This window comes from Streptomyces sp. 142MFCol3.1 (assembly GCF_000424945.1).
In the GTDB taxonomy this organism is placed as follows: domain Bacteria; phylum Actinomycetota; class Actinomycetes; order Streptomycetales; family Streptomycetaceae; genus Streptomyces; species Streptomyces siamensis.
In genome coordinates, this window is sequence record NZ_AUKV01000029.1 from 1 (window position 1) to 18,190 (window position 18,190).

18 protein-coding genes and 2 rRNA genes are annotated in these 18,190 nt (G+C 70.6%); 9 read left to right on the forward strand and 11 right to left on the reverse strand.

Annotated features, from left to right (window positions below; all coding sequences use genetic code 11):
• Together H305_RS0133415 and rrf are read left to right on the forward strand one after the other, a co-directional pair.
• Positions 1-78, forward strand: a 23S ribosomal RNA gene (locus H305_RS0133415); the annotation flags it as partial.
• A 90-nt stretch (positions 79-168) separates the two neighbouring features.
• Positions 169-285 (forward strand): 5S ribosomal RNA (gene rrf / locus H305_RS0133420).
• Positions 286-705: 420 nt separating this feature from the next.
• Here the strand turns inward: rrf and H305_RS0133425 are convergent.
• Positions 706-1,467, reverse strand: coding sequence for a CDP-alcohol phosphatidyltransferase family protein (locus H305_RS0133425; RefSeq protein ID WP_028804296.1), 762 nt, complete (start codon positions 1,465-1,467; stop codon positions 706-708).
• A gap of 160 nt (positions 1,468-1,627) precedes the next feature.
• On the opposite strand from H305_RS0133425, the gene H305_RS0133430 reads away from it, so the two are divergent.
• A complete protein-coding gene (locus H305_RS0133430; RefSeq protein WP_028804297.1) occupies positions 1,628-2,179 on the forward strand; it encodes a GNAT family N-acetyltransferase in 552 nt (183 codons plus the stop codon).
• Positions 2,180-2,312: 133 nt separating this feature from the next.
• Positions 2,313-2,696: an SH3 domain-containing protein gene (locus H305_RS0133435; RefSeq protein WP_028804298.1), complete on the forward strand. Its 384-nt coding sequence runs from the start codon at positions 2,313-2,315 to the stop codon at positions 2,694-2,696.
• 88 nt (positions 2,697-2,784) lie between these two features.
• Here the strand turns inward: H305_RS0133435 and H305_RS0133440 are convergent, their stop codons facing one another.
• The 6 genes from H305_RS0133440 to H305_RS0133465 form a co-directional block, all read right to left on the reverse strand.
• Complete coding sequence (locus H305_RS0133440; protein WP_028804299.1) at positions 2,785-4,431, reverse strand: type IV secretory system conjugative DNA transfer family protein; 1,647 nt, start codon at positions 4,429-4,431, stop codon at positions 2,785-2,787.
• 1 nt (position 4,432) lies between these two features.
• On the reverse strand, positions 4,433-5,857 hold the full coding sequence (locus tag H305_RS0133445; protein WP_028804300.1) for an ATP-binding protein: 1,425 nt from the start codon (positions 5,855-5,857) through the stop codon (positions 4,433-4,435).
• A 14-nt stretch (positions 5,858-5,871) separates the two neighbouring features.
• Positions 5,872-7,431: an SCO6880 family protein gene (locus tag H305_RS0133450; RefSeq protein WP_028804301.1), complete on the reverse strand. Its 1,560-nt coding sequence runs from the start codon at positions 7,429-7,431 to the stop codon at positions 5,872-5,874.
• The gene (locus tag H305_RS0133455; protein ID WP_028804302.1) at positions 7,428-8,744 is read right to left on the reverse strand and encodes a membrane protein; all 1,317 of its coding nucleotides are present in this window, start codon (positions 8,742-8,744) and stop codon (positions 7,428-7,430) included. The genes H305_RS0133450 and H305_RS0133455 overlap by 4 nt, the downstream gene beginning before the upstream one ends.
• A complete protein-coding gene (locus H305_RS0133460; RefSeq protein ID WP_028804303.1) occupies positions 8,734-9,585 on the reverse strand; it encodes a hypothetical protein in 852 nt (283 codons plus the stop codon). Before H305_RS0133460 ends, H305_RS0133455 begins: the two co-directional genes overlap by 11 nt.
• A 198-nt stretch (positions 9,586-9,783) precedes the next feature.
• The gene (locus H305_RS0133465; protein ID WP_028804304.1) at positions 9,784-10,092 is read right to left on the reverse strand and encodes a hypothetical protein; all 309 of its coding nucleotides are present in this window, start codon (positions 10,090-10,092) and stop codon (positions 9,784-9,786) included.
• Between the two features lie 596 nt (positions 10,093-10,688).
• Here H305_RS0133465 and H305_RS0133470 point away from each other — a divergent pair.
• Entirely contained in the window at positions 10,689-11,330 is a 642-nt protein-coding gene (locus H305_RS0133470) for an SRPBCC family protein (RefSeq protein ID WP_028804305.1), read from the forward strand.
• Positions 11,331-11,728: 398 nt separating this feature from the next.
• Here H305_RS0133470 and H305_RS55215 read toward each other — a convergent pair whose 3' ends face one another.
• Positions 11,729-12,400, reverse strand: coding sequence for a hypothetical protein (locus tag H305_RS55215; protein ID WP_051371228.1), 672 nt, complete (start codon positions 12,398-12,400; stop codon positions 11,729-11,731).
• Between the two features lie 88 nt (positions 12,401-12,488).
• Between H305_RS55215 and H305_RS0133480 the strand changes: the two genes are divergently transcribed.
• A complete protein-coding gene (locus H305_RS0133480) occupies positions 12,489-13,496 on the forward strand; it encodes an NlpC/P60 family protein (RefSeq protein WP_028804306.1) in 1,008 nt (335 codons plus the stop codon).
• A 216-nt stretch (positions 13,497-13,712) separates the two neighbouring features.
• Positions 13,713-14,414, forward strand: coding sequence for a phosphatase PAP2 family protein (locus tag H305_RS0133485; protein WP_028804307.1), 702 nt, complete (start codon positions 13,713-13,715; stop codon positions 14,412-14,414).
• A gap of 108 nt (positions 14,415-14,522) precedes the next feature.
• Here H305_RS0133485 and H305_RS0133490 read toward each other — a convergent pair whose 3' ends face one another.
• Positions 14,523-16,091 (reverse strand): FAD-binding oxidoreductase, encoded by a 1,569-nt coding sequence (locus tag H305_RS0133490; protein WP_028804308.1) that lies wholly within the window; start codon positions 16,089-16,091, stop codon positions 14,523-14,525.
• Between the two features lie 77 nt (positions 16,092-16,168).
• Entirely contained in the window at positions 16,169-16,351 is a 183-nt protein-coding gene (locus H305_RS0133495; RefSeq protein WP_028804309.1) for a hypothetical protein, read from the reverse strand.
• A 119-nt stretch (positions 16,352-16,470) separates the two neighbouring features.
• On the opposite strand from H305_RS0133495, the gene H305_RS0133500 reads away from it, so the two are divergent.
• Together H305_RS0133500 and H305_RS0133505 are read left to right on the forward strand one after the other, a co-directional pair.
• Positions 16,471-17,310 (forward strand): hypothetical protein, encoded by an 840-nt coding sequence (locus H305_RS0133500; RefSeq protein ID WP_028804310.1) that lies wholly within the window; start codon positions 16,471-16,473, stop codon positions 17,308-17,310.
• Between the two features lie 91 nt (positions 17,311-17,401).
• Positions 17,402-17,593 (forward strand): hypothetical protein, encoded by a 192-nt coding sequence (locus tag H305_RS0133505; RefSeq protein WP_028804311.1) that lies wholly within the window; start codon positions 17,402-17,404, stop codon positions 17,591-17,593.
• Between the two features lie 76 nt (positions 17,594-17,669).
• Here H305_RS0133505 and H305_RS0133510 read toward each other — a convergent pair whose 3' ends face one another.
• Positions 17,670-18,056 carry a metal-sensitive transcriptional regulator gene (locus tag H305_RS0133510; RefSeq protein ID WP_028804312.1) on the reverse strand — a complete coding sequence of 129 codons (387 nt, stop codon included), beginning with the start codon at positions 18,054-18,056 and terminating at the stop codon, positions 17,670-17,672.
• Between the last annotated feature and the right edge of the window lie 134 nt (positions 18,057-18,190).

Consider the following 18,190-nt stretch of genomic DNA (forward strand, 5'->3'; position numbering starts at 1 on the left):
ACTGGGTTGATAGGCCAGATCTGGAAGCGCCGTAAGGCGTGGAGGTGACTGGTACTAATAGGCCGAGGGCTTGTCCTCAGTTGCTCGCGTCCACTGTGTTGGTTCTGAAACCACGAACAACCCCGTAGTCGGGCCACGGCTATGGTGCGGTTGACAGTTTCATAGTGTTTCGGTGGTCATAGCGTGAGGGAAACGCCCGGTTACATTCCGAACCCGGAAGCTAAGCCTTACAGCGCCGATGGTACTGCAGGGGGGACCCTGTGGGAGAGTAGGACGCCGCCGAACAAATTTTGAGAAGAAGCCTCAATTCTTGGGTACAGCCCGGGAGTTGGGGCTTTTTCGCGTTCACTGGACAGTCATGAACGCGTCAGGCTCGGCCGGCGCACGAGCAGCCTCTGCCTGGTCGGGATCGGCTCCGGCGGTTCGTACCGGCTACGGACGCCCCGGTGACGGTGGCCGGAGCACCGGGCTACCGCCAAGGGCAGGGCCGCCGGTGGCGAGTGCATCGGCGGGGAGAGCCGCGGGCCCCGGGACCAGGCCCTGAACGAGGGACCGACCGACCACGGCTCGAACCTGTCCGGCCTCGGACGCCCCGGGTCGGCGGAGGAGTACCGGGAGACGGAGAACGGAGAGCGGAGAGCGACAAGAAGCGGGGGCGGCCTCGTCATGAGGCCGCCCCCGCCTTCCGTTCTCCGGCGTTACGCGCTACTTCAGGCGGGACGACGCGACGATCGAGACGATGTGGGCGGGGACCAGCAGCCACACGATCGCCGTGACCGCGACGGTCGCGATCCTCGTCGCCGTCAGATCGCCGAGCGCCAGGTCGACGACCGCTGTCACGAGCAGCAGCAGCGTGCACTCGATGCCGTTGACCAGCCGGTGGAGACCGACGGCCGAGGCCAGCCGGCGAATCCTGGCGAGACCGGTGGAGCGTGGCACGACGGACTGGTCGGTGGCCTTCTCCATGCCGCTGTCGGAGCGGGCCACGTGGACGAGGTCGGAGGAGGACTTGAGGAGCAGCACGCCGATGGCCGCCGCGAGGCCCGCCACCAGGTAGGGGTCGAGGCCCGTCTCCGAGGCGCGGACACCCATGCCGACCATCACGGCGGCGTCGGCGAGATACGCGCCGAGGCGGTCCAGGTAGACACCGAGCGGGCTGAACTGGCGGCGCCAGCGGGCCACTTCGCCGTCGACGCAGTCCAGCAGCAGGTACATCTGCATGAAGACGACGGACAGCACGGCGCCGCCGAGGCCCGGCAGGGCCAGGGCCACTCCCGACAGGACGCCCGCCCCCACCATGATCACGGTGATCTTGTTCGGAGAGATGCGGGTGCCGAGCAGGTGGCGGGTCACGCGGAGGGAGAGGGACCTCATGTAGAGGCGGCCGGCCCAGTGCTCCGCCCGGCTCTCCAGCTTGCCCGGAGGGTGGATCACATGGCGGAGTTCGTCGAGTTGGACCTTGGGCATGCGGCTTTCTCCCTGGCGCGCTGGCAGTTGGTTGTGCGGTGTCTGTCCACCGAAGTGCTGCGTCGTACAGGGAAGAGCATGACGGGGGGCCGTACGGCGGGATGCGGCAGGGTGGATATCCGGTGGGGGCAGGCCGTACGCGGGGGCTACCGTGGCTCCCATGAGTCACGTGATCCGTTCCATACGTTCCGACGAGTGGGCCCTGGTGAAGGAGCTCCGACTCGCCGCCTTGCAGGACCCGGTGGCGCACCTCGCGTTCCTGGAGACGTACGAGGACGCGGCGGCGAAGTCCGACGCCTTCTGGCAGGAGCGGGCCGCCGGAGCCGCGGAGGGGACGACCGCGCGGCAGCAGATCGTCGCCGAGAGCGAGGACGGGGTGTGGGCCGGCTCCGTGACGGTGCTGGTCGAGGAGGCTGGGACGCAGGACCCGTTCGGGACGGCCGTCGAGCAGAGCCAGGGGCATCTGGTGGGGGTGTTCGTGAGGCCGGAACACCGGGGGAGCGAGGCCGGGGTGACCGGAGCGCTCTTCGAAGCCGCCCTGGAGTGGTCCTGGGGGATCGGGCTCGACCGCGTACGGCTCTTCGTGCACGAGAAGAACGCCCGCGCCGAGGCGTTCTACCGCAAGGCGGGGTTCGTGCCGACCGGGGGGACCGCGCCGGTGCCGGGCGCCCCGGGGGAGCTGGAGCTGGAGTACGTCATCGCGCGGCCGTAGCGGTTCGCGCGGGCGACGTGGTCCGGCGTCATTGCGTCAATCGCCCGGATTCCGCGGCTGGTCGGGCCGGATCTTCATAGCGTTGCTGATCGACATCAGTGATCGGGCAACACAAGTGGGAGGGACCGACCTCATGGCAGAACTCTTCGGCGCACTCGGGCGTGGGTCGCGCAAGGCATGTGTGTTCGCCGCGAGCGCCGTGATGGCGGGTACGGCGCTCGTCGTGAGCGCGCCGACGGCGTCCGCGGCTTCCTGCGGGCAGGTCGGTGTGGACCGGCAGCCGGGACAGGGCACGGTGACCGCGTCCGCTCTCGCCCGCCGCAGCGGACCGTTCACCTCGTGCACCGCGCTGGGCCAGGTGTCCAAGGGCACGAAGATCAACTACTACTGCTTCGAGATCGGCACGGCGGTCAACGGCAACAAGCTGTGGACGTACGGAGAGGTCGCCGGCACCGGGCAGAAGGGCTGGTTCGCCAGCGCCTACCTCGACGACAACGGGGCCTCGCTGGGCTGCTGAGGCCCTTCCGGCCGTCGTGGTGCGGGGCCGGGGCCAGCCCCTCAGGCACGGGCCGCGGGCCTGCTCCCGGCATCGCACCACGACGGGATCAGAGGCCTCCGTCGTATCGCGGCCAGCGGGCGCGGAGTTGCTCACGGGACCGGAGCAGGGCCAGGGTCGGCAGGCCGCGGTCGGCCCCTCCCGTCAGCAGCTCCGGGAGCTGGGGGAGCGGTGCCACGGCCGCGACGTCGTCCAGGACGAGGGTGATTGGTGGGTCGAGGCGACCGGAGGATGACCGTTCGGCCATGCGCCGGCCGCGCTCGACCACGCTTGAGGCGAGGGCCGTCAGGAGCGGCATCGCGCCGGGCGTCGCCTTGGGGTCCTCGATGGGTTCACCGACCACATAAAGCGTGCCCCCTTCGTCGACGAAGGAATCCAGGGCGAGGCTGTCATTTCGGTTCGCAGTGCAGGATTCGCGGATGTTGACCGTGAACAGCGAGGCCAGCGCGCGGGAAGTCAACGCCTGGGCGATGTCGCGTCGTTCGGGGTGCGAGGTGAGGGCGGCCTCCAGTTCGCCGGCGGAGCCGGGCGCGGCCTTCGGGTTGGTGCGGAGGACCCGTACGGCATCCTGCACCTGGGTGCCCTGGGCCCAGCGGTGGACGTGGCGGAAGGCCTTGCCCTCCACGGCGGCGGCGTGCAGATAGCTCCGCAGGAGCGTTTCGGCGACATCGGCCATCGGCTGGTCCAGCTTGGCGGTGGGGCGCACCGGGGCGAGCAGGGCGGCGGCTCTGGCCACCGCGGTCGCCTTGTCCTCGCAGCCCGTGGAGGGGGACCAGTGGAGGCGGGCCGGGGTGTCGCACAGGTGCGTGGGGTCGTAGAGGAGGACGGGGCCGAGCTTGGCTCGCGCGTCCTTGGTGTCCGACCAGGTCCGGGGGTTCGACGTGACGACCAGGACGGGGCCCTCGGCGTCCCGTACGGCCTGTGTCGCGGTGAGGTGACGGGAGTCGGCGGGAGCCAGGACGAGCGGGCCCGTGGCGGGCGGCTTCTCCCAGTCGCCCGGCTGTGCACGGCCCGTGCCGTCACGGCCCGCACGGTCGACGACCGCTGCGGAGGCGGCGGCCGTCGACGCCGTCGACGGCGGATCCGCTATGGGCCGGGGGGCCGCGGCGCGCGCCGCCTCGCGGCCGCCCGGGTGCTCGCCGCCCGCCGCGTAGGGAGCGGGTGACGAGACCGCCCGCTCCGCTCTGGCGGACGGAACGGTCGCCGTGTCGGCCGCCTCCGTCCCGCCGCGGTGCGGGCCCGCCACGGCCTCGCCCGTGCTTCCCCGAGGCGCCGTCCTGTCGGCGCCGTAGGACGCCTCCGTGGCGCCCGAGGCCGCCTCGGCGCGGCGCCGGGCCCGGCCCGCACGCCATCTCGCGACCGTGCCCATCACGAACACGGTCAGGACGAGCAGGACCATCAACTGCCCGATGAACAGGCCCCAGAAGAGTCCGTGCCCGGACAGCTGCCCGGCGGGAGTCTCCGGCCAGGCGCCGGCGATGTCGTGCGGCCGGCCGATCAGATGCCGCATGGCCAGCGGCGTCCGGGTGAAGGTGACCCCGTCCGGCCAGGCGCCCCGTGCCAGCCGGCTCGCGAGTCCCGTCGCCGTCCACACCATCAGCGTCATGCCGAGGAGGAAGGCCAGCACCCCGATCAGCAGCCCGTCGGGAATGCCGCCCTCGCCCTCGCGCCGGTGGCCGTGCCGGTCCTGTCTCATCTCACGCCACCGTGGACTCGGAGGAGCCGTCCAGATCGGCCAGATGCTGCTCCACGAAGGCCGCCGCCCGTTCCTCCGCCTCCAGTTCGGCGGCGCGCAGCGCGTCGTCGGAGAGGAAGTCGGCGGAGGATTCGGTCATGGCCCGGTCCGTGAAGACGAGAGGGCGCTCGGTCTCGGTGATGAGGTGCTTGACCACCTGGACGTTGCCGTTGACGTCCCAGACGGCGATGCCCGGGGTCAGCGTGGGGATGATCTCGACAGCCCACCTGGGCAGGCCGAGGACTCTGCCCGTCGAGCGTGCCTCGTCCGCCTTCTGGGCGTAGATCGTCCTCGTGGACGCCATCTTCAAGATCGCCGCGGCCTCCTTCGCCGCAGCGCCGTCGACCACGTCCGACAGGTGGTGCACCACCGCCACGAAGGACAGGCCCAGTCGCCGGCCGAACTTCAGCAGCCGCTGGAACAGCTGGGCCACGAAGGGGCTGTTGATGATGTGCCACGCCTCCTCCACCAGGAAGATGCGCTTCTTGCGGTCCGGCCGGATCCAGGTGTGCTCCAGCCACACGCCGACGATCGCCATCAGGATCGGCATGGCGATCGAGTTACGGTCGATGTGCGACAGGTCGAAGACGATGAGGGGCGCGTCGAGGTCGATGCCGACCGTCGTGGGGCCGTCGAACATGCCCCTCAGGTCACCGTCGACCAGACGGTCCAGGACCAGGGCGACGTCCAGGCCCCAGGCCCGTACGTCGTCTATGGCGACGTTCATCGCCTCGGCCGACTCCGGCTCGGGATGGCGTAGCTGCTCGACGATGTCGGTCAGCACCGGCTGGCGCTCGACGATGGTCTCGTTCACATAGGCGTGCGCGACCTTGAGGGCGAAGCCGGACCGCTCGTCGAGGCCGTGGCCCATCGCGACCTCGATGATCGTCCGGAGCAGCGCGAGCTGGCCGGTCGTGGTGATCGCCGGGTCGAGCGGGTTGAGGCGGATGCCGTGGTCCAGGGCCGCCGTGGGGTCGAGGCGGATGGGAGTTATTCCCAGCTCCTCGGCGATGAGGTTCCACTCGCCGACCCCGTCCTCGCCCTGTGCGTCCAGGACCACGACCTGCCGGTCGCGGAACCTCAACTGCCGCAGGACGTACGTCTTCTCCAGCGCGGACTTGCCGTTGCCGGACTCGCCGAGGACGAGCCAGTGCGGCGCCGGCAGCTGCTGCCCGTACAGCTGGAAGGGGTCGTAGATGTAGCCCTTCCCGGAGTACACCTCGCGGCCGATGATGACGCCGGAGTCGCCGAGGCCGGGTGCCGCGGTCGGCAGGTAGACCGCCTGGGCCTGGCCCGTGGACGTGCGGACGGGCAGACGGGTCGTCTCGACTTTGCCGAAGAGGAAGGACGTGAAGGCGTCGGTGAGGACGGAGAGCGGATCCCGCATCAGAACATCAGCCCCTACCTGCGGATTCCGGTGGCGAACGGCAGCGTGTTGACGAAGGCGCGGTGGTGCTCGCGGTCGCACCACTCCAGCTTCAGGTACGACTTGCCGGCGGAGGCGCGGATGGTGCGCTTGTCGCGGGCGAGGGCCTCGGGGGAGCGGGAGGAGACGGTGATGTATCCGACCAGGTTCACGCCCGCGGCGCCGCTCGCGAGGTCCTCGCCGCGCTGGTCGAGGCGGTTGTGCGAGGCGATGTCACGCGGGTCCACGGTCCGGTTCATCTTGGCGGCGCGGCTGGCCTCGGCCTCGTCGTTCGTCTTCTCGGTCAGCATCCGCTCGATGGCGACCTCGGTGGGTTCGAGGTCCATGGTGACGGCGACCGTGCGGATGACGTCCGGGGTGTGCACGAGGAGCGGGGCGAGGAAGTTGACGCCGACCGGCGTCATGGGCCATTCCTTCACCCAGGCCGTGGAGTGGCACCAGGGCGCGCGGGTCGAGGACTCGCGGGTCTTCGCCTGGAGGTAGGTGGGCTCCATGGCGTCCAGCTCGGCCGGCCAGGCGTTGCGCTTCGTCATCGCCTGGATGTGGTCGATGGGGTGGTCGGGGTCGTACATCGAGTGCACCAGGGAGGCGAGCCGCCCCTGACCGAGCGGCTGCCGCACCCGGATGTCGGCCTCCTGCAGACGCGAGCAGATGTCGGTCAGCTCGCGTGCCATGACGACCGCGAGACCCGCGTCCCGGTCCAGCTTCCGTCCGCTCTGCGGGCGGGCGGCCCGTGCCATCGCCTGTGCCTCGGCGGCCAGTTCACGCGAGTAGTGCATGCAGGCGACGAGGTAGGCCCGGTGCTGCTCGCTGCTGGTGGACACCATGGACTGGAGCTGGTCGTACGACTGCTGGAGCCAGCCCGGGGCGCGCTCGTCACCGCGTACGGCGACGTCCTTGGCGTGCGCGTCCGGGTCGGCCGGGAGGGTGCGGGCGAGCATCTGGAGGCGGGTGACGAAGCCGTCGCCGTTCGCCACGTGCTTGAGGAGCGTGCCGAAACGGTCGACGAGGGCCTCCTGGTCCTCGCTGTCGCGCAGGCCCACGCCCGGCCCCTCGATCTCGATGGCCGCGGTCACCGTGCGGCGGTCGGCGTGCAGCAGCACGGCGATCTCGTCGGGTCCGAAGGGCGCGGCGAGCCAGGAGATCCGCCCGATGCCGGGCGGCGGCCCGATCTCGACCTCACGCCCGTCGAGCGCCGTGCCCGCCTCCATCACATTGCTGCGGTACGTGGTGCCCTGGCGCAGGGTGCGCTTGTAACTGCGGTTGACCTCAAACCACTTGTAGAACGTGCGGCGCTTGTACGGGACGTACACGGCCGCGAGCGCCAGCAGCGGGAAGCCCATCAGCAGCACGATCCGCAAGGACAGTACGGGGACGAGCAGGCCGCACATCATGCCGAGGAACGCGCCCGCGATGATCAGCGCGATCTCGCCGGACTCGCGGTTCCTGCCGACGATCGCGTTCGGCCGGGCACGGCCGATCAGATATGTACGGCGGGGCGTGACCGGATGGGACACGTGGGACTCGGTCGTCAACGCCCTTCACCTCCCGTGCGGTTGGTACTGCTGTTGCGGCTGTTGCTCGCGTGCGGGGTGTTGACCGGGCTGCTGCGCGGTGGGGGTGCGGCGGAGGGGACAGATCCGCCGCCTCCGTTCGGGGTGCGCGTGCTGTGCGCGGCCACGCCGCCGGACGCGGGATTGGAGGGGCGGGGCTGCTGGCTTCCGCCGCCTCCGCCGTTGTTGTCGGCGCGGGTGCTGTGGGTCTTGATGCCCTGCGCGACCAGGGTCGCGGGCGAGCTGATGACGGCCGCGGCCTTGCCCTCGGCGCCCTGCATGATGCGGTTGCTGCGGGAGTTCGCGATCTCGTCGCCGAAGCCGGGGACGAAGCGGTAGATCATCGCGCTGGCGAAGATGGCGAGCAGGATTATGGCGAGGCCGGAGACCACGGCGGAGAACGCGTCCGGGCCGCTGTCGGTGGACAGCGCGCCCGCGAGACCCAGCACGATCACGATCACCGGCTTGACCAGGATCACCGCGATCATGATGCCCGCCCAGCGGCGGACGTGGCCCCACAGGTTCTTGTCGACGAGGCCCGCGTAGACGACGGTGCCGAGCAGGGCGCCCACGTAGAGGAGGGCGGCCCGGATGACGAGCTCCAGCCACAGCACGCCGGCGGCGAGGATCGACACCAGCGACACGACGATGAGCATGATGGGCCCGCCGCCGATGTTCTCGCCCTTGTCCAGGGCGCCGGAGAACGTCCCGAAGAACGTGTCCGTCTGGTTGCCGGTGGTCTTGGCGAGGACGTCCGTGACCCCGTCGGTGGCCGACACGACCGTGTAGAGGATCAGCGGGGTGAAGGCGCTCGCCAGCACCGTCAGCCACAGGAACCCGATCGCCTCCGACAGCGCGGTGGTGAGGGGGACACCTCGCACCGCCCTCTTCGCCACGGCCAGCAGCCACAGCAGCAGGGTGAGGATCGTCGACGCCGCGAAGACGACGGCGTACTGCTGGAGGAACTTGGGGTTCGTGAAGTCGACGTTCGCAGTGTCGTTGACCGCGGCGGAGAGCTTGTCGATGGTCCACGCGGCGGCGTCGGCGCAGCCCTTGGCCAGGGAGGAGAGGGGGTCGAGCGTGCCGGTCGGGTCGAGGGACCCGCCCGTCTTGTTGCTGCCGCTGTCGCCTTCGCAGTAGTTCTTGGCCGGCCCGTGGATGAGGCCGCAGGGGTCGCTGCTCTTCGACGGCGATGGAGTCGGTGCTGCGGCGGCCCGTGTGGCGAGCAGCAGTGCCGTGGCCTGTACGGCACCGACGGCCGCGGTGAGCTTGAGTACGCGGTGATTAGCGGGCATACGTGAACCCTCCGTACTCCTCCACGGCCTTCGCGATTTCGTCGGCGCCGGCGGCGCGGTCGTCACCCGGAACGGGCGCGGGGCCGTCCTTCTGGGAATGCGAGACGATCTTCCAGTCGTCACCGCTCCACTCCAGCTGCATGGTGATGGTGAACCAGCTGCTGGTGACAGGGTTAGTGGAGTTCTGGCCCGCGAGGCCGAGCAGGCCACCGCACCAGACCTCGACGGTTGCGGTGTCGCTCGAGGACTCGGTGATTTTGGCGCCGATGGGGCTCGTCCGGGAGACGAACGTGTAGCCCTTGGGCGCCGAGCCGTCCTCGTTCAGCCCGACGTTCTTGTTGAACTGCGGGGTGTACGCCTTGTCCAGCGTCGCCTGGAACTCGGTCACCCGGGACGGGGTGATGATGGTCGAGAGGATCTGGTCCCGCCTGGCCTTGCTGAACATGTCGGTCGAGCCCAGCGCCACCGCATAGTTCGCCGCAGCGCTCTGCGCCCCCCGGGCGTTGTGCGCGTAGCCCGAGGGGATGCCTGAGGTCCGCGTGTCCACCGGGCGGTCGCCGGAGGCCGCCGTGGGCGACGTTCTGGCCTTGTCGCCGTCGCCGTTCCCGGAGGAGGACTCGTCCCCGCCGCGGTTCGCGAAGGCGATCGCGGCGATGAGCAGCACGACGACGCCGACGACCGTGACCAGGCTCCGGGAGGAGGACCCGCGGCCGCGCCGCGCCCCGCCGTAGACGTCCCCCGTGCGTTCGGGGAGCCGGGTACGGGTCTGGCCGGAGCCGCCGTACCCCCGGTCCTCGCCGTGCGAGGTGTCGCCGTAGCCGGGTTCGTCACCGGGACTCATGTCGCGTACGCCCCCTCAACCTCTCGCTGAACCAAGTAGTACGACGGTAGCCGTGCTGGTTCCCGCGCGGGCGCGGTGTGGTGACTCGACATCAGGGAAACGCAACCTCAGCCGGTGGGCACGACGGACGGGTGGGTCGGAGGGGAAGAGGGTCCGGGCGCGCCCGGCCGGGCATGGCTCAGGGGTGTCCCGCACCCCTTACACGGCCATGCCGTACACGATGGTGAAGAGCGTGCCGAGGGATCCGATGATGAAGACTCCGGTGAGGCCCGCGATGATGAGGCCCTTGCCCTGTTCGGCGCTGAAGGTGTCGCGGAGAGCGGTGGCGCCGATGCGCTGCTTGGCCGCGCCCCAGATCGCGATGCCGAGGCAGAGCAGGATGGCGACCGCCATCACGACCTCGATCATCACCTTCGCCTCGTTGCCGAGGCTGCCGAAGGGGCCCCAGTCCGGAGCGATCCCGCCGATGATTGTGGTGATGTCGCCCTTGTCGGCTGCGAAAAGCATGTAAGTCACCGCCCCTAGTGGGTAGTTCTGCACCCCCTGCCACTGCGCAGAGGTCGGGCCCATTCTCGCCGACAATGGTGCCGCCGTATGTCGACTTGGCGTCATTGATTGGCGGGTTTCGTACGAATACCTTGCCGCCGCCCCGCGTGAACCCCTCTCGGGGGTGCGGGACGGTATACGAAGGGACGTATGGTCACTCTGTGTATCACGGCAGGTCACGCCGGGCAATGAAGTCGATGCGGAACCTGTCGTGTGGTTCCGTCGTTAACCCCTTCCGCGAAGCGCACGCTCCGTCCTTCCCGTACGTACGCCGCGCGCGCCGCCCGTTTCTGACAGGTCGTCGTGCCGATGTTCCCCGGGTCGCCGTGTCTACGGGAGGTGGACGCAGGCCGACGGCCCCGGACGAAACACAGGCTAACCCCCGCCGCGCCCCGCTGAGGAACGGGCCGGGTCGAGGCCCGAGAGAGCGGGCCATGGGCCGAATGGGCGTCTGAGTGCTCGCTCCCGGCCCCAGGAAGGGTAGGGGCGCAGGAGGCGGGAGGCCGTCCCGGGAAAAGTCCCGGCGGCGGTGACGGATCGGTTGCGAGGAGCGCCCCATGTTCGACGTCACCCAACAGATCGACGCCGTACGGCGACAGGTCGGCGCGCGTGAGTACCAGGGCCGCGTCGCAAGGGTGGTGACGGTGGGCCAGACGTACGGCGCCACCGTCGAGGACGTCTGGGACGCCTGCACCAACGGCGAGCGCATCCCACGGTGGTTCCTGCCCGTCACGGGCGAACTCCGGCTCGGCGGCAGGTACCAGCTGGAGGGGAACGCGGGCGGCGTGGTCGAGCGGTGCGAACCGCCCCTGAGCTTCGCCGCGACCTGGGAGTTCGGCGGTGAGGTCAGCTGGATCGAGGTCCTGCTGGCCGAGGAGCCGGAGGGCGGCACCCGTTTCGTGCTCCAGCACATCGCCCACGTCGACGACGAACGCTGGGCGGAGTACGGCCCTGGTGCCGTCGGTGTCGGCTGGGACCTCGGCATCATGGGCCTGGCCCGCCACCTCGGCGCTCCCGGCGACGCCCTGGACCCGAAGGAGGGCACGGCCTGGCTCGCGTCCGAGGAGGGCCGCCGCTTCGTGAGGGAGAGCAGCGAGAGCTGGTACGAGGCGAACGTCGCAGCGGGCGAGGACGAGGCCGCCGCCCGTGCGGCCGCGGACCGCACGGCCGCCGCCTACGGAGGGACCGCGCCGGCGTGAGGGCGGCCTCGGCGCCGTCGCGGTGACGGGGCCGCGCAGTCCGGTGGAATCGACGCGGAGCGGGGCTGCACGGCCCCGCGCCTCGCCCACGGACGGACTCCCGGCGCACGGCGTGCGGACCCACCGCCCTCACCGGCTGCCCCGGGGCCCTCGACGCGCCCCTCACCTGCACCCCCAGGCCGACCGCCCGCAGCCGCACCCAGCGGCGCGTCGCCTGCCCCGGTTCCGGGGGCGGGACCAGCGGCAGCCCCTGGATGAAGGGTGACGGCGAGGTCGTCGGTGTCGTCCGCGGTCACCAGCGGGGCGGGGACACGGACGACGTGTCGTTCAGCGTCGTCCTGCGGAGCGAGGCCGCTGCGCTCCATCGCGCGGCGGCCGGTCCGGTCCGGCGAACCGTCCTAGCCCGACATCTCGTTGAAGATGTACGCGGCGAGCCAGAGCGCCGGCAGCAGCAGTACGACGTAGGCCAGCGGGCGCTGGAGGACCGGCTTGCCCTGGTCCATGACCACACCGGTCGGTGAGGGCGTCGTCGGGTGCGGCAGCTTGCGGATCCGCGTCCGGACGTAGAGGTTCCACAGCAGGGTGAGCGGGGTGAACAGCGCCAGGGACACCGGGCTCCACCAGCCGCCCGCCAGGGTCTTGGTCGTCATCTCCCGGTGGATCGCGGTGGCGCAGGAGCGGCAGAACGGGCCCTCCATCTTGGAGAACCGCATCGCGACGAGCAGCCCCGTGTGCTGGCGGACGGTCATGTCGCCGGCCGGCTGTGCGGCACATATGCGGCAGCCGGGGGTGAGGGGCGGGGCGCCCGCGGGGTCGTAGCCGCCCACGGGGGCGAACGGATTCTGTCCCTGCGGGGGGTGCGGGGCCTGTGTGGTGCCCGGCACGGCGTAGGCCGCGTTCTGGGCATACGGGCCCTGCGCGTAGGGGTTCTGCGGGTGCGGGCCCTGGGCGTACGGACCGTGCGCGTACGCGTTCTGGCCATGCGCCGGCGCACCGTTTGGCGCGTAACCGCCTTGCGGGGCAGCGGGGTTGCCCTGGGGTGCGTTCGGGTGCGGAGGCGGGGTCGCCACGTGCGGTTTCTCCTCGTGTGTGATCGTCCCGCCGCACGGTGGCCGCCTCTACACTGACGTCGGCGGACTCCTGGGCGACGAGGGGCGGTTGACGGTGCGTAAGGCATGGATCGTAGCGACCGCTGCCGTCGGGGCCGCGCTCAGCTTCGTGATGCTGCTCGTCGTCGGCGTCTACATGGTCGCGGGCAACCTGGCCAACGGTATCGGCGGGGGCTCCGTCGGCCTCGCCAAGGGTTCCGTGCCCGCCGCGTACAAGACCCTCGTGCAGAAGTGGGGAAACCTGTGCGGCGCCATCAACCCGGCACTGCTGGCCGCCCAGTTGTACCAGGAGAGCGGATTCAATCCGAATGCCAGGAGTCCGGCGAAAGCGGAAGGGATAGCGCAATTCATTCCGGGGACCTGGGCCACGCACGGAGTCGACGGCGACGGTGACGGCGACCGCGACGTATGGGACCCGAATGACGCGATTCCATCGGCCGCCTCGTACGACTGCCAGCTCGCCTCGTACGTGAAGGACGCGCCGGGGAACGTCACGGAGAACATGCTCGCCGCCTACAACGCGGGTGCCTACGCGGTCATCAAGTACGGCGGAGTACCGCCGTACAAGGAGACCCGGAACTATGTGAAGACGATCACCACGCTGGCGAAGAGCTTCGCCGCGCCGGTGACCCGCGTCGACCCCTCCAGGCAGGCCGCTGCGGCCATCACCTACGCGCAGAAGAAGCTCGGCACGCCCTATCTGTGGGGCGGCAACGGCACCTCCGACCAGGGCGGACGCTTCGACTGCTCGGGGCTCACCAAGGCCGCGTACGAGAGCGTGGGCGTCACCCTCCCGCGGGTCGCCAACGACCAGTACAACGCTGGTCCGCACCCCAGGCGCTCGGAGCTGCTCCCGGGCGATCTGGTCTTCTTCTCGGACGACTCCACCGACTCCCGGGCCATCCGCCACGTCGGTATCTACGTGGGCGGCGGATACATGATCGACGCGCCCCGTCCGGGGGCCGTGATCCGCTTCGACCCCGTCGACACCCCCGATTACTTCGGGGCGACCCGAGTGACCGAAGATGGCGCGAAAGCATTGCCGACTACTGTATGAACCCACCCCCTGAGCTGCGGCGATGTGTCTCTCTTCGATAACGTCTGCGTGATCATTCCGTGGAGGGTGGAACGTAGTAGAGGGGACTGTGCGTTCCTTTTGATGTAGCGCCGGGCCGGGAACGGGTTCCGGCGGTTTCTACGACCACGGGGGTGGATCGAGCGGGCGCGCGAAAGGGCGTGCCCGCGGGAAAGACGACGAAGGGGCCGCAGCACCATGGCTGGACTCGCCGAATCCGGTTCGAACCCCGACGTCGACCTGCTCTACGACATCAATGGCCTGGCCAAGGACGCGCCCCACTGGTTCGACCGGATCATGGAGTTCGTCGGCGAGTACGGACTGCTGCTCGGCATGGTCCTGCTCGTGCTGTGGTGCTGGTGGACCGTGCGGCGCCGCGGCGGTGACTCCGCCGCGTCCTCCGTGGCGGCCCTCGTGTGGGCACCGCTCGCGGCGGGCATCGCCGTCCTGGTGAACGTGCCGATACGAGGTTTCGTCGAGCGGCCCAGACCCTTCGTCGACCACCAGGGCCTGGACGTCCTCGTCTCCGGCAAGACCGACTACTCCTTCGTCAGCGACCACGCCACGCTCACCATGGCGATGGGCGTCGCCCTGTTCGTCGCGAACCGCAGGTTCGGGCTCCTGGGAATCGGGCTGGCCCTGCTCGAAGGGTTCTGCCGGGTCTACATGGGCGTGCACTACCCGACGGACGTCGTCGGCGGCTTCGCCCTCGGCACCGCCGTCGCCCTGCTGCTGTCCCCCGTGGCCATGGCGCTGCTCACCCCGGTGATGAAGGCGGTGGAACGCTCCCCGCGGGCCGGCCGGCTCATCCGTGCCCGGGGCACGACGCCCCCCGGGCGCGACGCGCTGATCCCGGGATCGCGGACGGAGCGGTCCGAGGAACGGGACCTCGCCGCGTAGCCGCGTCCCCGGCGGGGGCACAGGCCCGCGCCGGAGCCCCGCTCCCGCCCCTCATCCCCTGGCCGCCCCGCATCTCCTGGCCGCCCCGCACTCCTTCCGTTCCGCAGGTCAGAGCGCCTGCGGGAAGGAGAAGAAGTGGTGTGGGTCGTACTGCCTCTTCAGGGCCGTGAGCCGGGTCGCCGCATCGCCGTAGTACGCCTTGCGCCAGTCGGTGAGGGTGGCGTCCGTGTAGTTCTGGTAGGCGGCGCCGGAGGCGTACCGGCCCATGGCGGAGTGCGCGGTGCCCAGCCAGGACTGCGCCGTGGTGCCGGAGGTGCCCGCCCGCCAGGAGACGATGTACTGCGCGAGCATCCGTGAACGGCGGTGCACGAAGGCGGTGGCCGTGGGCGACACCCGGTTCACGACGCCGCCCAGCGCCGTCAGCGCGATACTGCCCGCGCCGCCGCGGACGCCGGATATCTGGTTCAGCAACGCCTGGATGCCCGCGGCCGGGATCGAACGGTCGAAGAAGTCCGAACGCGCCGCGTAGGTCTCGCGGCCGAGAGCGCCCTGCGGGCTGCGGCCCGGCGTCGAACCCGGCAGGTGGCACTGGGCGTCCGTCGGGAAGGAGGAGCAGCCCGCGTACACCTCCATCGACTCCTCGTACGAACGCCTCTTGAGGGAGACGGTGCGTGCCGGGGCACCGATGCGGTCGGCCAGCCGGTCCACGGCGTTCTGGAGTTCGCCGTAGGTGCCGAGCGAGAACGCGGCCACGGACACCGTGGGGGTGCCGCCCGCCGCGTTCGCGAGGTGGCACGACGACCAGATCTCGTCGGGCTGGTCCGGTCCCCACTCCTGCCACGCCTTCAGCACGGCGGCGGCCTTGGCCCACGGCCAGGTCATGTAGGCCGAGACGCCCTGCGGGGCCGGGTGGGTCCTGAAGCGCAGTTCGGTGACGACACCGAAGTTGCCGTTGCCGGCGCCGCGCAGGGCCCAGAACAGGTCCTTGTGGTCCGTGGCGTTCGCGGTGAGCTGCTCGCCGTCGGCGGTGATCAGCGTGGCCTGCGTGAGACTGTCGCAGGTCAGCCCGTACGCCCGGGACACCACCCCGTGGCCGCCGCCCAGGGTCAGCCCGGAGACGCCCACCGTGGGGCAGGAACCCGCGGGGATGGTGACGCCCTTGGCGGCCAGCGCGCGATAGACGTCGATCAGCTTGGAACCGGCGCCGACCACCGCCTCGTTCCCCGACGCCCGGATCTTGTTCAGCTTGGAGACGTCGACGACCAGGCGGCCGTTGCCGGAGGACCAGCCGGCGTAGGAGTGGCCGCCGTTGCGGATCGACACCTTGATGCCGTGCGCGCGGGCGTAGTCCATGGTCGTGCGGATGTCGTCCGCGTGCGCGACGTACGCGACGGCCGCGGGCTTCAGCCCGTCGAAGCGCGTGTTGTACAGCTGATGGGCGGCCGGCCAGCTGCGGTCGCCGGGGCGGATCAGCGCACCGTCCAGCTCCCTGGACAGGGCGGTCCAGTTCGCGGCCGCGCGGGTGCCGGTGGTGGCCGTGCGGACCGACGTGCCGGTACCGGCGCTCTCGGAGGCGCCCGCCGCCTTGGTGCCGCCGCTGTCGCCGCCGTCGCACGCGGACGTCGCCGCCGCCGCGAGTACGGCGGTGGCTCCGCCGATGAACGTACGCCGTTGCATGTGCGCCTCCTGTGGGTTCCGTGGAACGAGACGGGTCACCGAGCCCCGGGGTTCCACGCGTGGACGTCGCAGAACGGCTACAGCGCGCCCCGGCCGAGCACGCCCTCGGAATGGTTCTCCGCGTCCGTCCGGGCCAGACTGCGCGCGCGGCGCGCGGGACCTCTCCAGCCGCAGGTGCACCGGGCCACACAGAAGCGGCCCTGTTCGACCGTCGTCGTGCGGTGTTCGGGGAAAGGGCCGTCGTCGTCCTGCTGCGCCACGCCGACAACGTTACCCAAGGCAAGTGAATGGACGGGAGCCGCGTGACGGCGGCCCCTACCCGTCGTTAACCGGAACGACAGGGAGGGCCCAGGACGACCGGCTGGGGGTCGGCGAGGCGATGGTGGCTCAGACGGAAGGGCGGACCGGCCTGCTGGTCGTCGCGGCCGTGACGGCGGGACTGGCCGTGTGTGCCACGGGATGCGCGGGCGGAGGTGCCGCCGCCGACGATGCCCGGACCGGCTCCGGCACCGTCGAGGCGCTGCACCGGGCCGCCGCCACCCTGGAACGCGCGGGCAGCGCCAAGGCCCGTACGTCCATGGAGATGGCCACCGGCGGGACCCGGGTCACCATCCGCGGGCAGGGCGTGTACGACTTCAGGAAGCAGCAGGGCGAGCTAGAGGTGCTGCTCCCGCAGGACCCCGCCGGCACGGCCGAACACCGGCCGATCACCGAGCTGCTCGCGCCCGGAGCCCTGTTCATGAAGAACCGCGGCGCGGGGGTGCCCGAGGACAAATGGGTACGCGTGGACACGGCCGGTCTCTCCGACGGGAACCTGGTGACGGGCGGCGCCACCGACCCGTACGCGGCGGCGGAACTGCTGAGCGGGGCGCGGACGGCGACCTTGGTGGGGGAGACGGAGGTGGCCGGGACGCGGGTGCGGCACTACCGCGGGACCGCCGATCTGCACGTCGCCGCCAGTGGTGCCCCGAAGGGGCAGCGGTCCGCGTTGAAGGCGGCGGCGAAAGGGTTCGCCACCGCGGAGGTGCCGTTCGACGCCTACCTCGACGAGCAGGGCCGGCTGCGCAAGGTCCGGCACCGCTTCAGCTTCGTCAACGGCCACCAGAAGGGCACGGTGGCCGTCGCCTCGACGACGCTGCTGTACGACTTCGGGGTGCCCGCCGACGTACGGCTGCCGAGCCCGCGGGACATTTTCGCCGGGAAGATCGCGGAACAGTAGCTTCCAGGGAGGGGCCGGAAATGGCCCTTCCGTGCCATGCGCGGTGTGTACGCCGCTCCCTACTCTAGGAAGTCGGTGACGGCAGGAAGAGGTGACGCACGTGGCTCCGGTCGGCGGTACGGCAGTTCAGGACCACGTGGCCCTCGCCGAGATCGAGCTGTGCGGGGAGCTGATCATCGCGGCCTCGGCCGCCCACGAGGACCGGCTCAGTCTTGAGAGCATCGACGAGGTGCTGAAAGTGGCCGAAGAACGCGCCCGCGAACGGGGCGCGCGGGAGGCGTAGCTCACCTCCCGCCGCGCGGAAACGGAATGCGCGTACGGCCGGAACGGTCTGCCTTCGGTGGCCGGCCCGGGCCGGGTCAGGTGCGAAGCAGCCGACCGATCGCCTTGGTCGCCTCCTCGACCTTCGCGTCGATCTCGTCGCCGCCCTTGAGGGCCGCGTCCGCGACGCAGTGGCGCAGGTGCTCCTCCAGGAGCTGGAGCGCGAAGGACTGCAGCGCCTTCGTGGAGGCCGACACCTGGGTGAGTATGTCGATGCAGTAGACGTCCTCGTCGACCATGCGCTGCAGGCCCCTGATCTGGCCCTCGATACGGCGCAGACGCTTGAGGTGCTCGTCCTTCTGCTTGTGGTAGCCGTGGATCCCGCGGTCGTGATCCGTCACGACCTCCGGGGTCCCTGCGGCAGGTCCCTCGACGGCCTCGGTCTCGCCGGAGGGTGCCGTCGCGCCGGCCTCTGTGGTCGTCATCGCGTCCTCCCGCCAACTGATACCCCTGGTGGGTATATGGTATCGAACTTTGCTGGGTATGGAGCCCTTGCCCGAAGCCGGAACCGGACCCTGTGCTGATCACTGTGCCCGATGGGCGACACTGGGGGACGGCC

Coding starts and splice junctions, on each gene's coding strand:
- H305_RS0133455 (WP_028804302.1), bottom strand. CDS start 8,744: ATGCCCGCTAATCACCGCGTACTCAAGCTCACCGCGGCCGTCGGTGCC.
- H305_RS0133440 (WP_028804299.1), bottom strand. CDS start 4,431: ATGAGACAGGACCGGCACGGCCACCGGCGCGAGGGCGAGGGCGGCATT.
- H305_RS0133465 (WP_028804304.1), bottom strand. CDS start 10,092: ATGCTTTTCGCAGCCGACAAGGGCGACATCACCACAATCATCGGCGGG.
- H305_RS0133430 (WP_028804297.1), top strand. CDS start 1,628: ATGAGTCACGTGATCCGTTCCATACGTTCCGACGAGTGGGCCCTGGTG.
- H305_RS0133490 (WP_028804308.1), bottom strand. CDS start 16,091: ATGCAACGGCGTACGTTCATCGGCGGAGCCACCGCCGTACTCGCGGCG.
- H305_RS0133470 (WP_028804305.1), top strand. CDS start 10,689: ATGTTCGACGTCACCCAACAGATCGACGCCGTACGGCGACAGGTCGGC.
- H305_RS0133425 (WP_028804296.1), bottom strand. CDS start 1,467: ATGCCCAAGGTCCAACTCGACGAACTCCGCCATGTGATCCACCCTCCG.
- H305_RS0133510 (WP_028804312.1), bottom strand. CDS start 18,056: ATGACGACCACAGAGGCCGGCGCGACGGCACCCTCCGGCGAGACCGAG.
- H305_RS0133485 (WP_028804307.1), top strand. CDS start 13,713: ATGGCTGGACTCGCCGAATCCGGTTCGAACCCCGACGTCGACCTGCTC.
- H305_RS0133460 (WP_028804303.1), bottom strand. CDS start 9,585: ATGAGTCCCGGTGACGAACCCGGCTACGGCGACACCTCGCACGGCGAG.
- H305_RS0133445 (WP_028804300.1), bottom strand. CDS start 5,857: ATGCGGGATCCGCTCTCCGTCCTCACCGACGCCTTCACGTCCTTCCTC.
- H305_RS0133435 (WP_028804298.1), top strand. CDS start 2,313: ATGGCAGAACTCTTCGGCGCACTCGGGCGTGGGTCGCGCAAGGCATGT.
- H305_RS0133500 (WP_028804310.1), top strand. CDS start 16,471: ATGGTGGCTCAGACGGAAGGGCGGACCGGCCTGCTGGTCGTCGCGGCC.